Genomic DNA, 16,687 nt, shown 5'->3' on the forward strand with positions numbered 1-16,687 from the left:
TCTCGGCCCGCCACCTGCGGAGATCGACATGAGCGACTACCTGGAAACCCTCTACGACGGCTATGGCCAGAGATTCACCGTCGAGCGCCTGCTCCACGAGGTGCGTACCGAGCATCAGCACCTGGTGATTTTCCAGAACGCCGTGCTGGGCAAGGTGATGGCCCTGGATGGCGTCATCCAGACCACTGAGGCTGACGAATTCATCTATCACGAGATGCTCACCCAGGTGCCACTCCTCGCCCATCCGGCGCCGAAGCGGGTGCTCATCATCGGCGGTGGCGACGGCGGTATCCTGCGGGAAGTGGCCAAGCACCGAGGTGTCGAGCACATCACCATGGTCGAGATCGACGGCTCGGTGGTAGAGATGTGCAAGGAGCACTTTCCCGGTCATTCGGCTGGCGCCTTCGAGGATCCGCGGCTGAATCTGGTGATCGACGATGGCATGAATTTCGTCGCCAACACCACCGAGCGCTATGACGTCATCATCTCCGACTCCACCGATCCCATCGGTCCGGCCGAGGTGCTGTTCTCGGAGAACTTCTACCAGGCCTGCCATCGTTGCCTGAACGACGGCGGCGTGATGGTGGCCCAGAATGGCACGCCCTTCCTGCAGCTGGACGAGGTCAAGACCACCGCCAGCCGGATGTCCGGGCTGTTCGCCGACTGGCACTTTTATCTGTCAGCGGTGCCTACCTACATAGGGGGCGTGATGACCCTGGCCTGGGGCAGCAAGGACGCGACCTTGCGTCGGCAAGGTGCCGAAACCTTGGCGCAACGCTACAGTGATACCGGCATCCAGACCCGTTACTACACCCCGGAGCTGCATGCCGCCGCCTTTGCTCTACCTCGATACGTGCTGGAGGCCATCGGCAAGGCGTAAGCCCTGACGGTCGCGGCACCGTTCGAGTGCTCAGCCGCGACTCGCCGGGCGTCGGTAGCGACGGCTCGGCGAGAAGATCATCCGAACCAGAGGAGGGTTGTCCTATGTCCTTGTCGTTTGCCGATGATGTGAGCTTGAACCTGCTGCAGCGGATGAAGGAGGGCGGCTTCGACTTCGCCCGCTTCCATCCCATCGACTTCTTCGCCATCTTCGCCGACGAAGGCAAGGCCCGCATCGCTGCGGACCAGTTTCACGGCGAGTCCCTCAACACCCAGGTGATGCCCCATGAAGAGGGGGGCTGGCATCTGCAGGTCAGCAAGGTGATGTTCGCCACCCACGCCACCATCGACGATTTCGAAAGCGATCTCGAGGCGGTGGTGGTGCCTCTGGGCGGCCAACTCGATGGCTGGGGCGTCACCCAGGAAGTCAGCCGCAGCTCCGCCTGATCCCTGGCTTGTCGAGGCGGCATCCCGAAGGGGATGCCTGTCTCATTCTCTGTAATCACCCCGCCGCTCAATCATCGCACTTTCCGCCGGGCGCACCGTCTTAGGCTCATGACGGAAACGTTGCGGTGCATGCGCACGCTTACGTGCCTGGCTTTGGTGCACCGCGCGACCCGCCGCCTCGCAAGAGCTTGATCCACAAGGCTCTGGCGCTGGCACGCGGCTTGCGAAGCTGCACCGTGGGTGACAAGGAGATCGGCATGAGCCGCCAACTGTATAACGAGATGTATGACGCCCAGGCGCACTGTCGACCGCACTACGGTCGCTATGCGCAATGGCTGAGCGAGACCCCCCCGGAACTCCTGGCCCAGCGTCGTCGCGAAGCCGACCTGCTGTTCCATCGCGCCGGTATCACCTTCACCCTCTATGGCGACGAGCAGGGCACGGAGCGCCTGATTCCCTTCGACGCCCTGCCGCGAGCCATCCCCGCCAGCGAATGGCAGATCATCGAGCGCGGCTGCATTCAGCGCGTCCAGGCGCTGAATCTCTTTCTCCACGACCTCTATCACGACCAGCGCATCATCAAGGCCGGGGTCATACCCGCCGAGCAGGTGCTGGCCAATGACCAGTACCAGCTGGCCATGCAGGGGCTGGACCTGCCCAATGGCATCTATGCGCACATCGCCGGGGTCGACCTGGTGCGCGATGGCGACGGCGCCTACTACGTACTGGAAGACAACCTGCGCACTCCCAGTGGGGTGTCCTACATGCTCGAGAACCGCAAGATGATGATGCGGTTGTTTCCCGAGCTGTTCACCCTGGAGCGCATCGCGCCCATCGACCACTACCCGAACATCCTGCTCGATACCCTGCGCAGCTCCACCCCGGTCAACAACCCCACGGTGGTGGTGCTCACCCCGGGCCGGTTCAACAGCGCCTACTTCGAGCACGCCTTCCTGGCACGGGAGATGGGCGTGGAACTGGTGGAGGGGGCCGACCTGCTGGTGCGCGACGAACAGGTGTTCATGCGTACCACCTCGGGCTTCCGCAAGGTCGATGTCATCTACCGCCGTCTCGACGACGCCTTCCTCGATCCCCTGGCCTTCAATCCGGACTCCCTGCTGGGCGTGCCCGGCCTGCTGGCCGCCTATCGCGCCGGTAACGTCATCCTGGCCAACGCCATCGGCACCGGGGTGGCCGACGACAAGTCGATCTATCCCTATGTGCCGGAGATGATCCGCTTCTACCTCAGCGAAGAACCCATTCTCTACAACGTACCCACCTGGCAGTGCCGCAAGCCGGACGAGCTGTCCCATGTGCTGGCCAATCTGCCCGAGCTGGTGGTCAAGGAGGTCCATGGCTCCGGCGGCTACGGCATGCTGGTCGGCCCCACCGCCAGCAGCCTGGAGATCGAAGCCTTCCGCGCGCGGCTCAAGGCCAATCCCAGCGCCTACATCGCCCAGCCGACCCTGTCGCTGTCCACCTGCCCGACCTTCGTCGAGAGCGGTATCGCGCCGCGGCACATCGATCTGCGGCCCTTCGTGCTGTCCGGGCGCAAGACACGCCTGGTGCCCGGGGGGCTCACCCGGGTCGCCCTGCGCGAAGGCTCGCTGGTGGTGAATTCCTCCCAGGGCGGCGGCACCAAGGACACCTGGGTGGTCCAGGACTAGATCGCCAAGAAACAGTGGCCGCCACGGCGGCCTCGCAAGGACCTTTGAAAGGCGACCCCACCATGCTGAGTCGTACCGCTGCCGATCTGTACTGGATGTCCCGCAACCTGGAGCGCGCCGAGAATCTCGCGCGGATGCTGGACGTCAGCTATTCGCTGTCGATGATGCCGCAGAGCGGGCAGGGCGGAGGCCTGGACGAGTTGGCCATGCCATTGCTCATCACCGGCACCCTGGATGACTACCGGGAAAAGCACGGCGCCCTGCACCCCGAACGCCTGCTGCACTTCTTCGCCCTGGACGAGCGCAACCCCGGCAGCATCTATTGCTGCCTGCAAGCTGCACGCAGCAATGCCCATGCGGTGCGTGGACGCATCACCGCCGACATGTGGGAGAACGTCAACTCCACCTGGCTGGAGATGCGCGAAATCGCCGTCACCGGCCTGATCCGCTTCGGTATCAGTCGCTTCTGCGAATGGGTCAAGGAGCGTTCCCACCTGTTCCGCGGTGCCACGGTCGGCACCATCATGAGAAACGACGCCTATCGCTTCATCCGCCTGGGCACCTTCGTCGAACGCGCCGACAACACCCTGCGCATGCTCGACGCCCGCTACCAGGTGCTGGGGGAAGAAGAGGCGGAAGCCATCAGTGACGCCTCCGCCCGCGGCTTCTATCAGTGGAGTGCCCTGCTGCGCGCCCTGAGTGCCTTCGAGGCCTATACCGAGCTCTACCGGGATGCCCTCAACGTGCGCAACGGCGCCGAGTTGCTGCTGTTGCAGGAAGACTTGCCACGCTCGCTGCTGGCCTGCGTGATCGAGCTGCACCGGGTGCTGGCCAGTCTGCCCGGGGAGAATGGCCGCGAGGCCAAGCGTCTGGCCGCGGGTCTCGAGGCGCGGCTGCGCTACACCAGCATCGACGAGGTGCTGGACGAAGGACTGCACGCCTGGATCGGTGATTTCATCGTCCATGTCCGCCAGCTCGCCAGCGCCATCAACACCGCTTACCTGGAGGCCGTATGAGGCTCGCGATCCATCACGAAACGCTTTATCGCTATGCCGATCAGGTCCGCGCCAGCATCCAGTACCTGCGCCTCACGCCTCAGGACGATGCACGCCAGAAGATCCTTGGCTGGGAGCTGGCCTTGCCACGGCCGGCGCGGGCGCAACGCGATCCCTTCGGCAACATCCTCCATGTGCTGACCCTGGACACGCCCCACAACGCCATCACCATCACCGCCAGCGGCCAGGTGGAGATCGACGAGACCTTCGAGGCGGAACCCTGCCAGGCCTCGGCCTTTCCCTTTTTGCGTCAGACCCGGCTGACCGAGGCCGACGAGGCGTTGACCGCCTTCGCCCGTGAGGTCTGCGACGGTCGCCGGGATCGCGACAGCCTGATCCAGCTGATGGAGCGCCTGCACGAGCGCATGATCTATGTACCCGGCTCCACCGAGGTGGACGGCAATGCCGCCCAGGCCTTCGCCAAGGGCGCCGGGGTCTGCCAGGATCATGCCCATGCCTTCCTGGCCTGCGCCCGCAGCCTGGGCATCCCGGCGCGCTACGTGTCCGGCTATCTGTGCACCGACGACAGCGCGCACCTCTCCAGCCATGCCTGGGCGGAAGCCTGGCATGACGGCGCCTGGTACAGCTACGACGTGACCAATCGCCTGACCCGACCGGAGCGCCACCTGCGGCTGGCCGTCGGCCTGGACTACCTGGATGCCTGCCCGGTACGCGGCATGCGCCGCGGTGGTGGGGTGGAGCACATGGAGGCCAAGGTGCTGGTCGAGCCGTTGCAGCAGGTGCAGCAACAGCAATAATCAGCACTGCCGGCAGCGTACGAAGAGACGGCCAGGGGTCGTCTTTTCTTTTTCCTCACCGCTGCGGCAAAACCGTCTCGATACCCGAGGTTCGCATGACCTATTGCGTCGCCATGAAACTGCACGACGGCCTGGTGTTCGTCGCCGATTCCCGCACCAATGCCGGAGTCGACAACATCGCTACCTTTCGCAAACTGCATCTGTTCCGAATTCCGGGCGAGCGCCTGATCGCCATCCAGTCGGCGGGCAACCTGGCTACCTCCCAGGCAGTCATCAGCCTGTTGCGGCAGCGCCTGGACAGCGAACAGGACAACCTGCACGGAGTGCCCACTCTGTATGAGGCCGCCCGCTTGCTAGGGCAGACCTTGCGCGAGGTCCTGCAGCGCGATGCCGAGGATGCCCCCAGCGGTCATGGCCTGGATCTGAGCTGTTCCTTTCTCCTGGGCGGGCAGATCCGCGGCGCGGAGCCGGAGTTGTACAACCTCTATCCCCACGGCAATTTCATCGGTGCCACCGAGGACACGCCCTATTTCCAGATCGGCGAGAGCAAGTACGGCAAGCCCATCCTGGATCGGGCGCTGACCTTCGCAACGCCGCTGGAAGAAGCCCTGCGCTGCGCGCTGCTGTCCTACGACGCCACCATTCGCAGCAATCTATCGGTGGGGCTGCCGCTGGATCTGGTGGTCTATCCGCGCGATGCGCTGGCGCAGGTCAGCAGCCATCGGATCGACGAGCACGATCCCTACTTCCAGGCCTTGCGTAAAGGCTGGGGAGAGGGGCTGCGTGACCTGCTGGCAGCCTTGCCGGCAGCACCAGCGGGTTATTGGCGCTAGGGATCAGCCAAAGAACCGGGAAAGATTGGGGATGACCAGTACGACGGTGGTGACGATGAGCACGAAACTCGCCTGACGCCACTTGGGGACGGGATTCTTGAACATGACTCGGGGCCTTTATTGTTAGCTGTTTGAAGCCTTTACGTCTTCAGCGGGAAGCGCTTGCGCGACAGCGGCATGCAGTTACTGATACCCGCAGGCTTGAGCACTATCCAGTAGCTATAGAACATAAATTTCAGTTTTGTGGCGATGACCGGCCAGCCGGTTATCAAAAATGTCGCACTAGACGATTTCTCCTTTGCTTTCAGGCAATTGGAAAAATGCTCGCGACGCTACCGTTGGTCGGAGGTATAGAAGGTAACGCAGGGCAGAGAGGCGACTGACCGGTCATCCCGTGAACGACGCGGAGCAGCGGACCTTCCCGGCGTTGCGTGCAAATGTATGAATCGATTGAAGAAAAAGCTTGCCATCGAAATCGCCTTTGCCTATAGTTGCGCGCCTCGGTGATGCAGATGCAGCCGCCGAGCAAATCTGGTGAGGTGTCCGAGCGGTTGAAGGAGCACGCCTGGAAAGTGTGTATAGGAGAAATCTTATCGAGGGTTCGAATCCCTCCCTCACCGCCAGATCTGAGAGAACCCCTGAGAGCCCAGCTCCAGGGGTTTTTTCTTGCCTGCGATTTGGTCAGGCGCCGGTGGGTCAGGCCGCCTGGGCAAAGGTCGCGGCGGTATCCCGGGCGTTGGGCAGTACGGCCGTCAGCTGCGCCAGGTCGATGCTGGCGAACAGCGGACCGCTCAGGTCCTGCACCTTGCTGTCACCGACATTCTCCTGCAGCACCTCGGCCACGGCGACCGCCTGGGCCACGATCAGGGCGTAGCCGTTGCCTTCCGGTGCCTGCAGCGGGCGGGCCTGGTAGCCAATGGCGTCGCGCAGGACCTGGGGCAGCTGCCAGCGGCGGGCCAGTTCGGCACCCACTTCCGGATAGCCGAAGCCCAGTTGCAGGGTCTCGTCGGCGGCGCGATGGCTGCTGGCGGTGGCCCGACCGGCCAGGCTCGGTGCCAGTTCGGGGGCGCCGCTCTGGATCAGCAATTCGCCGATGTCGTGGAGCATGCCGCAGGTAAAGGCGGTTTCCTGGTCCAGGCCGGCTTGTTTGGCCAGTGGCTTGCACAGGCTGGCGACCAGAAAGCTGTTGTACCAGAAGGCCTGCAGATCGAAACCGGGCGCGGCCTTGAAGCCGCCGGCGAAGGCCGAGGCCAGTACCAGGGTGCGCAGGGTGTTGAAGCCCAGGCGCAGGGCGGCGTCTTCGATGCTGGTGGATTCACGGGCGCCGCGGAAGCGCGCCGAGTTGGCCAGGCGCAATACCTTGGCGGCGATGACCGGATCGCGCGCCACGGTGCGCGACAGGGTTTCGATGCTGGTGTTGGGGTCGTCGAACTGCTGGATCAGGACCTGCGCCACTTCGGGGACATTGGGCAGGTTGTGCAGCTGGGCAAAGAGGGTGTCGAGTTGCATGGGCGTCTCCGCGGAAAAGGGTTACATCTCCTTACACCCTCGTCATCGGTCACCCGTGCGGATTTCTGTAGCGACCATGTGACGATCGGTCGCAGCCGGAGTGGCCGCGACCGGGTAGCCAAGCAAAATTGCCTTGCTGATCAGGTAATTGCTGCAAGAAAGCCAGGCATGCCTGGCCGCGCTATTACCGTTCGTCGAGAGCGAAATCGACCTGGGTCAGGCCCGCTTCGCTGGCTTCCAGCACCCAGCCACGGCGGTCCCAATCCCCCAGCACGATACGCTCGGCCGCCTGGCCATCAAGCAGCAGCTCATGGTGGGCGGGCCTGTGGGTATGACCGTGGATCAGCGTCGTCACCCGGGCGGCGCGCAGTTCGCGCTCGACTTCGGCCTCGGTGACATCGGTGATGTCCATGGCCTTGGCGCGGGTCTGCTGGCGACTCTCGCTGCGCAGCTTGCGCGCCAGCTTCTGGCGGCTGGCCAGCGGCAGGTGGCGCAGGACGAAGAGGGTGAGGGGATGGCGCAGGATGCGACGCAGCTTCTGGTAGCCCTCGTCGCGGGTGCAGAGGGTATCGCCATGCATGAGCAGCACGCGGCGACCCGGGAAGTCGGCGATATGGCGATCCGGCAGCAAGCGGCAACCCGCCTGGCGGCAGAAGGCCTTGCCGATGAGGAAGTCGCGATTGCCATGCATCAGATAGACGGCCGTGCCGCTGTCGGCCAGCTGGCGCAGGGCGGTGGCGATCTCCTGCTCGAAGGGCCCCATGGCGTCATCGCCGATCCAGGCTTCGAACAGATCCCCAAGGATGTACAGCGCCTCGGCACCGCGGGCACGGGTTTCGAGGAAATGCAAAAACGCCCGGACCAGGTCCGGGCGTTGCGGTTCGAGATGCAGGTCGGAGACCAGTAGAATCACTCGACGATCTCGGCCTTCTCGATGATCACGTCTTCGCTCGGCACGTCCTGGTGACCGGCCTTGCTGGTAGTGGCGACGCCTTTGATGGCGTTGACCACGTCCATGCCCTCGACCACCTTGCCGAACACCGCATAGCCCCAGCCCTGGCTGGTGGGCGCGGTGTGGTTGAGGAAGGTGTTGTCGGACACGTTGATGAAGAACTGCGCCGAGGCGGAGTGCGGATCCATGGTGCGGGCCATGGCGACGGTGCCGATCGCGTTGGAGACGCCGTTGTTGGCTTCGTTCTTGATCGGGGCGCGGGTCGGCTTCTGCTTCATGCCCGGCTCGAAACCACCGCCCTGGACCATGAAGTTGCTGATCACGCGGTGGAAGATGGTGCCGTCGTAGTGACCGCTCTTGACGTATTCCTTGAAGTTGGCCGCGGTTTCCGGCGCCTTGTCCTCGAAGAGTTCCAGGGTAATGACGCCGTGGTTGGTGTGCAGCTTGATCATGGCAGCGAATCCGTAGCTAAGGGGGACAGCATCCAGACCCGGCGAGGGCCTCAAGGGTTTCGCCGGGACTTGACGGGTTGGGCTATGATACGGGTTTACCTTTGCTCGGCCTACCCTGGCCGTGCGTCTGCCCAGTTAAGGATCCCATGAGCAAGCCGACTTCCGACTCGTCCACCGCCGCCAAAGCCGCCCCCGCGCATTTCCTGCGGCAGATCGTCCAGGCTGACCTGGACGCCGGCAAGCAGGCCAAGATCGTCACCCGCTTCCCGCCGGAGCCCAACGGCTACCTGCACATCGGCCATGCCAAGTCGATCTGTGTGAACTTCGGCCTGGCCAAGGAATTCGGCGGCGACTGCCATCTGCGCTTCGACGACACCAACCCGGCCAAGGAAGACCAGGAATACATCGACGCCATCAAGAGCGACGTGCACTGGCTGGGCTTCGACTGGGCCGGCGAGGTGCGCTATGCCTCCGCCTACTTCGACCAGCTCTACGCCTGGGCCGTCAACCTGATCGAGCAGGGCCTGGCCTACGTCTGCGACCTCACTCCCGAGCAGGCTCGCGAATACCGCGGCAGCCTCACCGAGCCGGGTCGCAACAGTCCTTTCCGCGACCGCTCGGTGGCCGAGAACCTGGACCTCTTCGCCCGCATGAAGGCCGGCGAGTTCAAGGACGGCGAAAAGGTGCTGCGCGCCAAGATCGACATGGCCTCGCCCAACATGAACCTGCGCGATCCCATCCTCTATCGCATCCGTCACGCCCATCACCACCAGACCGGCGATGCCTGGTGCATCTATCCGAGCTATGACTTCACCCATGGCCAGTCCGATGCCCTGGAAGGCGTGACCCACTCCATCTGCACCCTGGAGTTCGAGGACCATCGCCCGCTGTACGAATGGTTCCTGGCCAAGCTGCCGGTGCCGGCCCAGCCGCGCCAGTACGAATTCGCCCGCCTCAACCTGAACTACACCGTCACCAGCAAGCGCAAGCTCAAGCAACTGGTGGACGAGGCTCATGTGCACGGCTGGGACGACCCGCGCATGTCGACCCTGTCGGGCTATCGCCGCCGTGGCTACACCCCGGCCGCCATCCGCAACTTCTGCGAGATGATCGGCGTGACCCGTTCCAATGGCGTGGTCGACGTGGCCATGCTGGAATTCGCCATCCGCGAGGACCTGGACCAGAACGCTCCGCGCGCCATGTGCGTGCTGAGGCCCCTCAAGGTGGTGATCACCAACTACCCCGAGGGCCAGGTAGAGAATCTGGAGCTGGCACGGCATCCCAAGCAGGATCTGGGCGTGCGCCAGCTGCCCTTCACCCGCGAGCTGTACATCGACCAGGGCGACTACGAAGAGAATCCGCCCAAGGGCTACAAGCGCCTGGAGCCGGGTGGCGAGGTGCGCCTGCGCGGCAGCTACGTGATCCGTGCCGATGAGGCCATCAAGGATGCCGACGGCAACGTGGTCGAACTGCGTTGCAGCTACGACCCGGACACCCTGGGCAAGAATCCCGAGGGCCGCAAGGTCAAGGGCGTGATCCACTGGGTGCCGGCCGCAGGTAGCGTGGAGTGCGAGGTGCGCCTCTACGATCGCCTGTTCCGTTCGGCGCAGCCGGAGAAGAGCGAGGAGGGTGGCAGCTTCCTCGACAACATCAATCCCGAATCCCTGGTGGTGCTCAAGGGTTGCCGTGCCGAGCCGTCGTTGGCCCAGGCCCAACCGGAAGACCGCTTCCAGTTCGAGCGCGAAGGCTACTTCTGCGTCGATCTGAAGGACTCGGCACCCGGCAAGCCGGTGTTCAACCGTACCGTGACCCTGCGCGATTCCTGGGGGCAATGATGGCGCTGCACCTCTACAACACTCTGACCAAGACCAAGGAAGCCTTCACGCCGCTGGTACCAGGGCAGGTGCGCATGTACGTCTGCGGCATGACCGTCTATGACTACTGCCACCTGGGGCATGGTCGCAGCATGGTGGCCTTCGACGTCATCACCCGTTGGTTGCGCCATAGCGGCTATGAGCTGACCTACGTGCGCAACATCACCGACATCGACGACAAGATCATTAAGCGCGCCAATGCCAACGGTGAGCCCTTCACCGACTTGGTGGCGCGGATGATCGAGGCGATGCACGAGGACGAGGCGCGGCTGAATATCCGCAAGCCCGACCAGGAGCCGCGCGCCACCGATCACATCGATGGCATGCACGCCATGATCCAGACCCTGATCGACAAGGGCTATGCCTATGCCCCGGGTAACGGCGACGTCTACTACCGGGTCAACCGCTTCGCTGGCTACGGCAAGCTGTCGCGGCGACGCGTCGAGGACCTGCGCATCGGCGCGCGCATCGAGCCGGGCGAGGCCAAGGAAGATCCGCTGGACTTCGTGCTGTGGAAGGCCGCCAAGCCGGGCGAGCCGAGCTGGCCGTCGCCCTGGGGCGCCGGGCGACCGGGCTGGCACATCGAATGCTCGGTGATGTCCACCTGCTGCCTGGGCGAGACCTTCGACATCCACGGCGGTGGCAACGATCTGGAATTTCCGCACCACGAGAACGAGATCGCTCAGAGCGAGGCGGCGACTGGCAAGACCTATGCCAACGCCTGGCTGCACTGCGGCATGATCACCATCAATGGCGAGAAGATGTCCAAGTCCCTGGGCAACTTCTTCACCCTGCGCGAGGTGCTGGAGAAGTACCACCCCGAGGTGGTGCGCTACCTGCTGATCGCCAGCCACTACCGCAGTCCGATCAACTACTCGGAAGACAACCTGCGCGAAGCCAAGGGTGCTCTGGAGCGCTTCTATCACTCGCTCAAGGGCCTGCCGCAAGCACCGGCGCAAGGCGGCGAAAGCTACGCCGAGCGCTTCGCCCAGTGCATGGACGACGACTTCAACACCGCCGGTGCCTGCGGCGTGCTGTTCGAGCTGGCCCGCGAGATCAACCGCCTGCGCGAGAGCGATCCTGCCGCGGCGGCTGGCCTGGCCGGGCGTCTGCGCGAACTGGGTGAGGTGCTGGGCGTGCTGCAGCTGGAGCCGGAAGCCTTCCTGCGCGCCGATGCGGCGGGGCGGGTGGATGCCGCCGAGGTCGAGGCGCTGATCCAGGCCCGGCTGACCGCGCGCGCGGAAAAGAACTGGGCGGAATCCGACCGCATCCGCGACCAGCTCACCGCCCTGGGCGTGGTGCTGGAAGACGGCAAGGGCGGCACCACCTGGCGCCTGGCGGAGTAAACGACGCCCAGCATAGCGCGGCCCTGGCGGTCCGCCGATGCGGCCGCTCCTACGGGGCCGTAGGTTGGGTTGAGACGGCTCCATCGTCGAAGCCCAACAGTGCGGGCTCTGGGCAAGACCCGTTGGCTTCGCTGCGCGCAACTCAACCTACGGCCGTTCCTACGGGCTGGCACTGTTTTCGTAGGTTGGGTTGAGACGGCTTTATCGTCGAAGCCCAACAACCGGCCCCGAGCAAGACCGGTTGGGCTTCGCTACGCTCAGCCCAACCTAGGGTCTGTTACGGTCATGGCCGCGATCACCCGTCTACCGCCATTCCACCGCTCCTTACGGTTACTTGCGTGGCTTGCCGAAGCCGGGCGACTTGCGCACCGACTTGACCTTGGGTTTGCCGTCTTCCACCCAGCGACCCAGGGGCTTGTCGGATACCGGTCCACCCACCTTGGGTTTCTTCGGCTTCTTGGGCTTCTTCATGACCAATCCGCCCGGACCGGTCTGGGGGACGCGGTGGTCGGGGATGAAATCCGGCTCGTCGCGGCGCATGAGGATCTGGCCGATCAGCGTCTCGATGGCCGCCAGTTGCTCGACTTCATCGGCGCAGACCAGTGAAACCGCCTGGCCCTGGTTGCCCGCGCGCCCGGTGCGGCCGATGCGGTGCACGTAATCTTCGGCAACGATGGGCAGGTCCAGGTTGACCACCAGCGGCAGGTCCTGGATGTCCAGGCCGCGGGCAGCGACGTCGGTAGCGACCAGGATGTCGGCCTCGCCGGCCTTGAAGCGGGCGAGGGCGCGCAACCGCGCGGGCTGCGGCTTGTCGCCATGGATGGATTCCGCGGCCAGACCTTCGGCCTGCAGCGCCTCCACCAGTTGCTCCACACCCTTGCGCGTCTTGGCGAACACCAGCACCTGGCCGTGGCGACCGCTGCGATAGAGGTGCAGGAAGAGTTCGGTCTTGCGCTTCTTGTCGACCGGTACCGCCCACTGCTTGACGGTGACGGCGGCCGTGTTGCGCGGGCTGACGTCGAGGGTCTGGGGATCGCGCAGCACCGGGGCGGCCAGTTGGCGCACGGCGTCGGAGAAGGTCGCCGAGAACAGCAGGGTCTGGCGCTTGCGCGGCAGCATGACGAACAGCTCGCCCAGTTGCCGGGAAAAGCCCAGGTCGAGCATGCGATCAGCTTCGTCCAGCACCAGCAGCTGCACCTGGTCGAAGCGCACGGCGTTCTGGCTGAACAGATCGAGCAGCCGGCCCGGGGTCGCCACCAGCACATCCACACCTTTGCGCAGTTTCATCATCTGCGGATTGATACTCACGCCACCATAGGCCACCGCGGTGCGCAGGGGCAGATGCTGGGCATAGTCGCGCAGGCTGGCATGGACCTGTTCCGCCAGTTCACGGGTGGGGGTGAGGATCAGCGCGCGGATATGGTTGGGCGCCACCGCCGGGCCTTCCTGCACCAGTCGCTGCAGCAGCGGCAGGCCGAAGGCGCCGGTCTTGCCGGTGCCGGTCTGGGCGGCGGCCAGCAGGTCGCGACCCGCCAGCACCGCGGGGATGGCCTGGCGCTGGATGGGGGTAGGGGAGCTGTGCTCCAGGGCGGCGAGCGCCTGCAGCAGCGGATCGATGAGGCCGAGGTCGGCAAAGGTCATGACAGGCCCGGATGGCGACGAAAAGGGAGCGAATTCTAGGCCGACTGTGATGCGCGCTCAAACTTTGTAGCCAGGCGGCGGCTGCGGGCTGAATCCCGACGCGGCATAGTGGTCAGTTCTGCGTCTACAGGAGAACCCATGAGCGATACCTCTACCTTGCCCCCGGTACTGGCCGGTCCGCTGTTGCGCCGGGTCGAGTCGTCGCGGTTGCTGCTCTGGCTGGTGACCACCACCGCCGAGGCGCCTGTGCCGCGACTCTGGCAGGGTGAAGCCGAGTGGGAGGCTCAGAGCGAGGTCCAGTGCCTGCGCCTGGGCGCACAGGCCTACTTGCAGCTGCTGGAGGTCAGGCCCAAGGTCGAGTTGCCGACCGATACCTTCATCCACTACGACCTGCAGCTGACCGCGGGCGGCATCCGCAATTGGGCCCCACACCTGCTCTCGGCCGACGGGGACCTGCCATGCCTGGTGCTGCGCGCGCGCTTCGATCATCTGCTCCATGGCTCCTGTCGCAAGCCCCATCACGCCTCGGCCGATGGCCTGATCGCGGTGGATCGCCTGCTGCAGGCCAGTGCGACCCCCGAGGAGCGGCCCGCGGCCCTGTTGCTTACCGGTGATCAGGTCTATGCCGACGACGTCGCGGGGCCCATGCTGCTGGCGGTGCAGGCGCTGATCCGTCGCCTCGGACTCCATGGCGAGTTTCTCGAAGGCGCGGTGGTGGCGGACAGCGACGCGCTGATGGCCCATGCCGCCAACCTCTATCACCGCGAAGACCTGCTGCCGGCCTTCAAGTCCAATCGGGCGCTGCGCGAGAAATTCTTTGGTGGGGTGGAAAAGCCGATCTTCACCTCCACCAATGCCCACAATCACCTGGTAACCCTGAGCGAGGTGCTGGCGGTCTATCTGCTCTGCTGGTCCCCCACGCCCTGGAGCCTGATCGAGGTCGTGCCACCGGCGCTCGACGATAAGGACCATGAGCGTTACGCCGCCGAGTCGCGCTGCATCGAAGGCTTCGTGGCGACTCTGCCCCGGGCCGCGCGGGCCCTGGCCTGGGTACCCACGTTGATGATCTTCGACGACCACGACGTCACCGACGACTGGAATCTATCCGCCCGCTGGGAGGAGACGGCCTATGGGCATCCCTTCTCTCGGCGCATCCTCGGCAATGCCCTGCTGGCCTATCTGCTCTGCCAGGCCTGGGGCAATGCGCCGGAATCGGTCGCCGAGCCGTTAGCCGCCACCGCCTGCCTGTTGGCCACCGCGGGAGACGACGGCAAACTGGACTGTGCGGAGCAGAATCAGTGCATCGACGATCTGCTGCGGTTCCAAGGTTGGCACTATGTACTCAAGACCGAACCACCGCTGATCGTGCTGGACACCCGTACGCGCCGCTGGCGCAGCGAACGCCGCCTGGAGCACCCGTCAGGCCTGATGGACTGGGAGGCGCTCTGCGAGTTGCAGCAGGACCTGCTGGATCATCCGTCGGCGGTGATCGTTTCGGCCGCGCCCATGTTCGGCGTCAAGCTGATCGAGGCGGTGCAGCGTATCTTCACCTGGTTCGGCCAGCCGCTGATGGTGGATGCCGAGAACTGGATGGCCCACCCCGGCGCGGCCAAGACCATGCTCAACATCTTTCGCCACCGACGCACCCCGGGCAATTACGTGGTGCTCTCCGGCGACGTGCACTATTCCTTCGTCTACGACATCCGCATCCGCGACAGACGCGGCGAGCCGCGGCTCTGGCAGATCACCAGCAGCGGCATCAAGAACGAATTTCCCCCGCGCCTGCTGGCGACCCTGGATCGACTCAATCGCTGGCTCTATGCGCCCTGGTCGCCGCTCAACGGCTTCACCAAGCGCCGCCGCTGGGAGCTGCAGCCACGCCTGCCCGATCGCCGCGAGGCCGGCGAGCGGCTGTGGAACGGTGCCGGCATCGGCCAGGTCCTGCTTGATGAGGAAGGGCGCCCAGCGGTGATTCGCCAGCACAATGCCGATGGCTCGCCGGCCACCGAGTTCGTCGAGCGCCCGGCCTGAGGCCTGAGGCCTAGCGCCTCGCCAGCCAGCGCAGCACGCCCTGGCCCGCCGCACGCCCGCTGGCGAAGCAGGCGGTGAGCAGATAGCCGCCGGTGGGGGCTTCCCAATCGAGCATCTCACCCGCGCAAAAGACGCCAGGCAATTGCCGGAGCATCAGGCCGTCGTCCAGTGCCTCCAGAGGCACGCCGCCGGCGCTGCTGATGGCTTCCGCCAGGGGGCGCGGTCGGACCACGGTGAGCGGCACGGCCTTGCAGGCCTGGGCCAGTTGGGCCATTTCCTGGAAGGCCTCGGGTGGCGCCAGCTCACGGAGCAGGGCGGCGCGGGCGCCGTCGATCCCAGCGTGGCGCCGCAGGTGGTTGGCGAGGGACTGGCTGCCGCGCGACTTGGCCAGGGCGCGCCCCAGTTCGGCCAGGTCGCGCTGGGGCGCCAGATCCAGGCTCAGGATCGCCTGGCCATCGCGTTCGATGGCCGTGCGGATCTCGGCGGACAGCGCATAGACCAGGCTCCCCTCGATCCCAGTGTCGGTAAGGACGAATTCGCCCTGGCGCGGCGGTTGGCCGGGCAGGGCGAGAGCGGCCGGCTTGATCGGCGCGCCGGCATGGCGGGTCTTGAGAAAGTCGGTCCAGCCAGTGACCTCGAAGCCGCAGTTGGCCGGCTCCAGCGGTCGCAGTGTGACGCCACGTTCGGCCAGCAAGGCCTGCCAGGCGCCATCCGAACCCAGGCGCGGCCAACTTCCGCCGCCCAACGCCAGTACACAGGCCTGGACCTGCAGGAGTCGCTCGCCTTCCGGAGTCGCCAGGCGCAGCCGACCCTCGGCGTCCCAGCCCAACCAGCGACTACGGGTGTGGATGCGCACGCCTTGATCGCGCAGGCGATGCAGCCAGGCACGCAGTAACGGCGCGGCCTTCATGTCGGCGGGAAACACTCGTCCCGAGGTGCCGACAAAGGTCTCTATGCCGAGCTCATGGATCCAGGCGCGCAGGGCATCGCTATCGAAGGCATCGAGCCAGGAGCTGACGTCGCCTTCCCGCTCGCGATAGCGCTGGCGGAAGGTGGCCTGCTCTTCGGCATGGGTGATATTCATGCCGCCCACGCCGGCCAGCAGGAACTTGCGACCCACGGAAGGCATGGCATCGAAGAGATCCACCGGGATGCCGGCGGCGGCCAGGGTCTCGGCCGCCATCAGCCCGGCGGGGCCGCCCCCGATGACAGCGACGGCAGGGGCGGCGGGGGAGAGAGACAT

The 16,687-nt window shown here is 65.2% G+C and carries 14 protein-coding genes and 1 tRNA gene; 10 read left to right on the forward strand and 5 right to left on the reverse strand.

From position 1 onward, the window contains the following. The first annotated feature begins 28 nt into the window (after positions 1–28). From speE to LRS53_RS02850, 7 genes are all read left to right on the forward strand, one after another. Entirely contained in the window at positions 29–880 is an 852-nt protein-coding gene (gene speE, locus LRS53_RS02820) for a polyamine aminopropyltransferase (protein WP_231354861.1), read from the forward strand. A 104-nt stretch (positions 881–984) separates the two neighbouring features. Beyond that, positions 985–1,326: a ribonuclease E inhibitor RraB gene (locus tag LRS53_RS02825; RefSeq protein ID WP_017642187.1), complete on the forward strand. Its 342-nt coding sequence runs from the start codon at positions 985–987 to the stop codon at positions 1,324–1,326. Positions 1,327–1,583: 257 nt separating this feature from the next. Next, a complete protein-coding gene (locus LRS53_RS02830) occupies positions 1,584–2,993 on the forward strand; it encodes a circularly permuted type 2 ATP-grasp protein (RefSeq protein ID WP_017642188.1) in 1,410 nt (469 codons plus the stop codon). A 62-nt stretch (positions 2,994–3,055) separates the two neighbouring features. Beyond that, positions 3,056–4,009, forward strand: coding sequence for an alpha-E domain-containing protein (locus LRS53_RS02835; RefSeq protein ID WP_231354862.1), 954 nt, complete (start codon positions 3,056–3,058; stop codon positions 4,007–4,009). Further along, positions 4,006–4,806 carry a transglutaminase family protein gene (locus LRS53_RS02840; RefSeq protein ID WP_231354863.1) on the forward strand — a complete coding sequence of 267 codons (801 nt, stop codon included), beginning with the start codon at positions 4,006–4,008 and terminating at the stop codon, positions 4,804–4,806. The genes LRS53_RS02835 and LRS53_RS02840 overlap by 4 nt, the downstream gene beginning before the upstream one ends. A gap of 95 nt (positions 4,807–4,901) precedes the next feature. Further along, a complete protein-coding gene (locus LRS53_RS02845; protein WP_231354864.1) occupies positions 4,902–5,639 on the forward strand; it encodes a proteasome-type protease in 738 nt (245 codons plus the stop codon). Between the two features lie 533 nt (positions 5,640–6,172). After that, positions 6,173–6,262 (forward strand) — tRNA-Ser (locus LRS53_RS02850). A gap of 73 nt (positions 6,263–6,335) precedes the next feature. On the opposite strand, the gene LRS53_RS02855 is transcribed toward LRS53_RS02850, so the two are convergent. The 3 genes from LRS53_RS02855 to LRS53_RS02865 form a co-directional block, all read right to left on the reverse strand. Then, positions 6,336–7,148 (reverse strand): HDOD domain-containing protein, encoded by an 813-nt coding sequence (locus tag LRS53_RS02855; RefSeq protein ID WP_231354865.1) that lies wholly within the window; start codon positions 7,146–7,148, stop codon positions 6,336–6,338. A gap of 184 nt (positions 7,149–7,332) precedes the next feature. Beyond that, positions 7,333–8,061: a UDP-2,3-diacylglucosamine diphosphatase gene (gene lpxH, locus LRS53_RS02860; protein ID WP_231354866.1), complete on the reverse strand. Its 729-nt coding sequence runs from the start codon at positions 8,059–8,061 to the stop codon at positions 7,333–7,335. Continuing rightward, positions 8,058–8,552, reverse strand: coding sequence for a peptidylprolyl isomerase (locus LRS53_RS02865; protein ID WP_007158996.1), 495 nt, complete (start codon positions 8,550–8,552; stop codon positions 8,058–8,060). Before LRS53_RS02865 ends, lpxH begins: the two co-directional genes overlap by 4 nt. A 146-nt stretch (positions 8,553–8,698) precedes the next feature. Between LRS53_RS02865 and LRS53_RS02870 the strand changes: the two genes are divergently transcribed. Both LRS53_RS02870 and cysS read left to right on the forward strand, forming a co-directional pair. Continuing rightward, positions 8,699–10,387: a glutamine--tRNA ligase/YqeY domain fusion protein gene (locus tag LRS53_RS02870; RefSeq protein ID WP_231354867.1), complete on the forward strand. Its 1,689-nt coding sequence runs from the start codon at positions 8,699–8,701 to the stop codon at positions 10,385–10,387. Then, positions 10,387–11,772: a cysteine--tRNA ligase gene (cysS, locus tag LRS53_RS02875; RefSeq protein ID WP_231354868.1), complete on the forward strand. Its 1,386-nt coding sequence runs from the start codon at positions 10,387–10,389 to the stop codon at positions 11,770–11,772. Before LRS53_RS02870 ends, cysS begins: the two co-directional genes overlap by 1 nt. Positions 11,773–12,102: 330 nt before the next feature. Here cysS and LRS53_RS02880 read toward each other — a convergent pair whose 3' ends face one another. Beyond that, positions 12,103–13,413, reverse strand: coding sequence for a DEAD/DEAH box helicase (locus tag LRS53_RS02880; protein ID WP_231354869.1), 1,311 nt, complete (start codon positions 13,411–13,413; stop codon positions 12,103–12,105). A 138-nt stretch (positions 13,414–13,551) separates the two neighbouring features. Here LRS53_RS02880 and LRS53_RS02885 point away from each other — a divergent pair, with 138 nt between their 5' ends. Then, a complete protein-coding gene (locus LRS53_RS02885) occupies positions 13,552–15,444 on the forward strand; it encodes an alkaline phosphatase family protein (protein WP_231354870.1) in 1,893 nt (630 codons plus the stop codon). 10 nt (positions 15,445–15,454) lie between these two features. Here LRS53_RS02885 and LRS53_RS02890 read toward each other — a convergent pair whose 3' ends face one another. After that, positions 15,455–16,687: an NAD(P)/FAD-dependent oxidoreductase gene (locus LRS53_RS02890; protein WP_231354871.1), complete on the reverse strand. Its 1,233-nt coding sequence runs from the start codon at positions 16,685–16,687 to the stop codon at positions 15,455–15,457.

The organism is Pseudomonas sp. PLB05 (genome assembly GCF_021106615.1).
Lineage (GTDB): Bacteria > Pseudomonadota > Gammaproteobacteria > Pseudomonadales > Pseudomonadaceae > Chryseomonas > Chryseomonas benzopyrenica.

What these genes read in the sequence shown, in the direction of transcription:
- speE (WP_231354861.1), top strand. Translation starts at nt 29, where the DNA reads ATGAGCGACTACCTGGAAACCCTCTACGACGGCTATGGCCAGAGATTC.
- LRS53_RS02825 (WP_017642187.1), top strand. Translation starts at nt 985, where the DNA reads ATGTCCTTGTCGTTTGCCGATGATGTGAGCTTGAACCTGCTGCAGCGG.
- LRS53_RS02830 (WP_017642188.1), top strand. Translation starts at nt 1,584, where the DNA reads ATGAGCCGCCAACTGTATAACGAGATGTATGACGCCCAGGCGCACTGT.
- LRS53_RS02835 (WP_231354862.1), top strand. Translation starts at nt 3,056, where the DNA reads ATGCTGAGTCGTACCGCTGCCGATCTGTACTGGATGTCCCGCAACCTG.
- LRS53_RS02840 (WP_231354863.1), top strand. Translation starts at nt 4,006, where the DNA reads ATGAGGCTCGCGATCCATCACGAAACGCTTTATCGCTATGCCGATCAG.
- LRS53_RS02845 (WP_231354864.1), top strand. Translation starts at nt 4,902, where the DNA reads ATGACCTATTGCGTCGCCATGAAACTGCACGACGGCCTGGTGTTCGTC.
- LRS53_RS02855 (WP_231354865.1), bottom strand. Translation starts at nt 7,148, where the DNA reads ATGCAACTCGACACCCTCTTTGCCCAGCTGCACAACCTGCCCAATGTC.
- LRS53_RS02865 (WP_007158996.1), bottom strand. Translation starts at nt 8,552, where the DNA reads ATGATCAAGCTGCACACCAACCACGGCGTCATTACCCTGGAACTCTTC.
- LRS53_RS02870 (WP_231354867.1), top strand. Translation starts at nt 8,699, where the DNA reads ATGAGCAAGCCGACTTCCGACTCGTCCACCGCCGCCAAAGCCGCCCCC.
- cysS (WP_231354868.1), top strand. Translation starts at nt 10,387, where the DNA reads ATGGCGCTGCACCTCTACAACACTCTGACCAAGACCAAGGAAGCCTTC.
- LRS53_RS02880 (WP_231354869.1), bottom strand. Translation starts at nt 13,413, where the DNA reads ATGACCTTTGCCGACCTCGGCCTCATCGATCCGCTGCTGCAGGCGCTC.
- LRS53_RS02885 (WP_231354870.1), top strand. Translation starts at nt 13,552, where the DNA reads ATGAGCGATACCTCTACCTTGCCCCCGGTACTGGCCGGTCCGCTGTTG.
- LRS53_RS02890 (WP_231354871.1), bottom strand. Translation starts at nt 16,687, where the DNA reads ATGTCTCTCTCCCCCGCCGCCCCTGCCGTCGCTGTCATCGGGGGCGGC.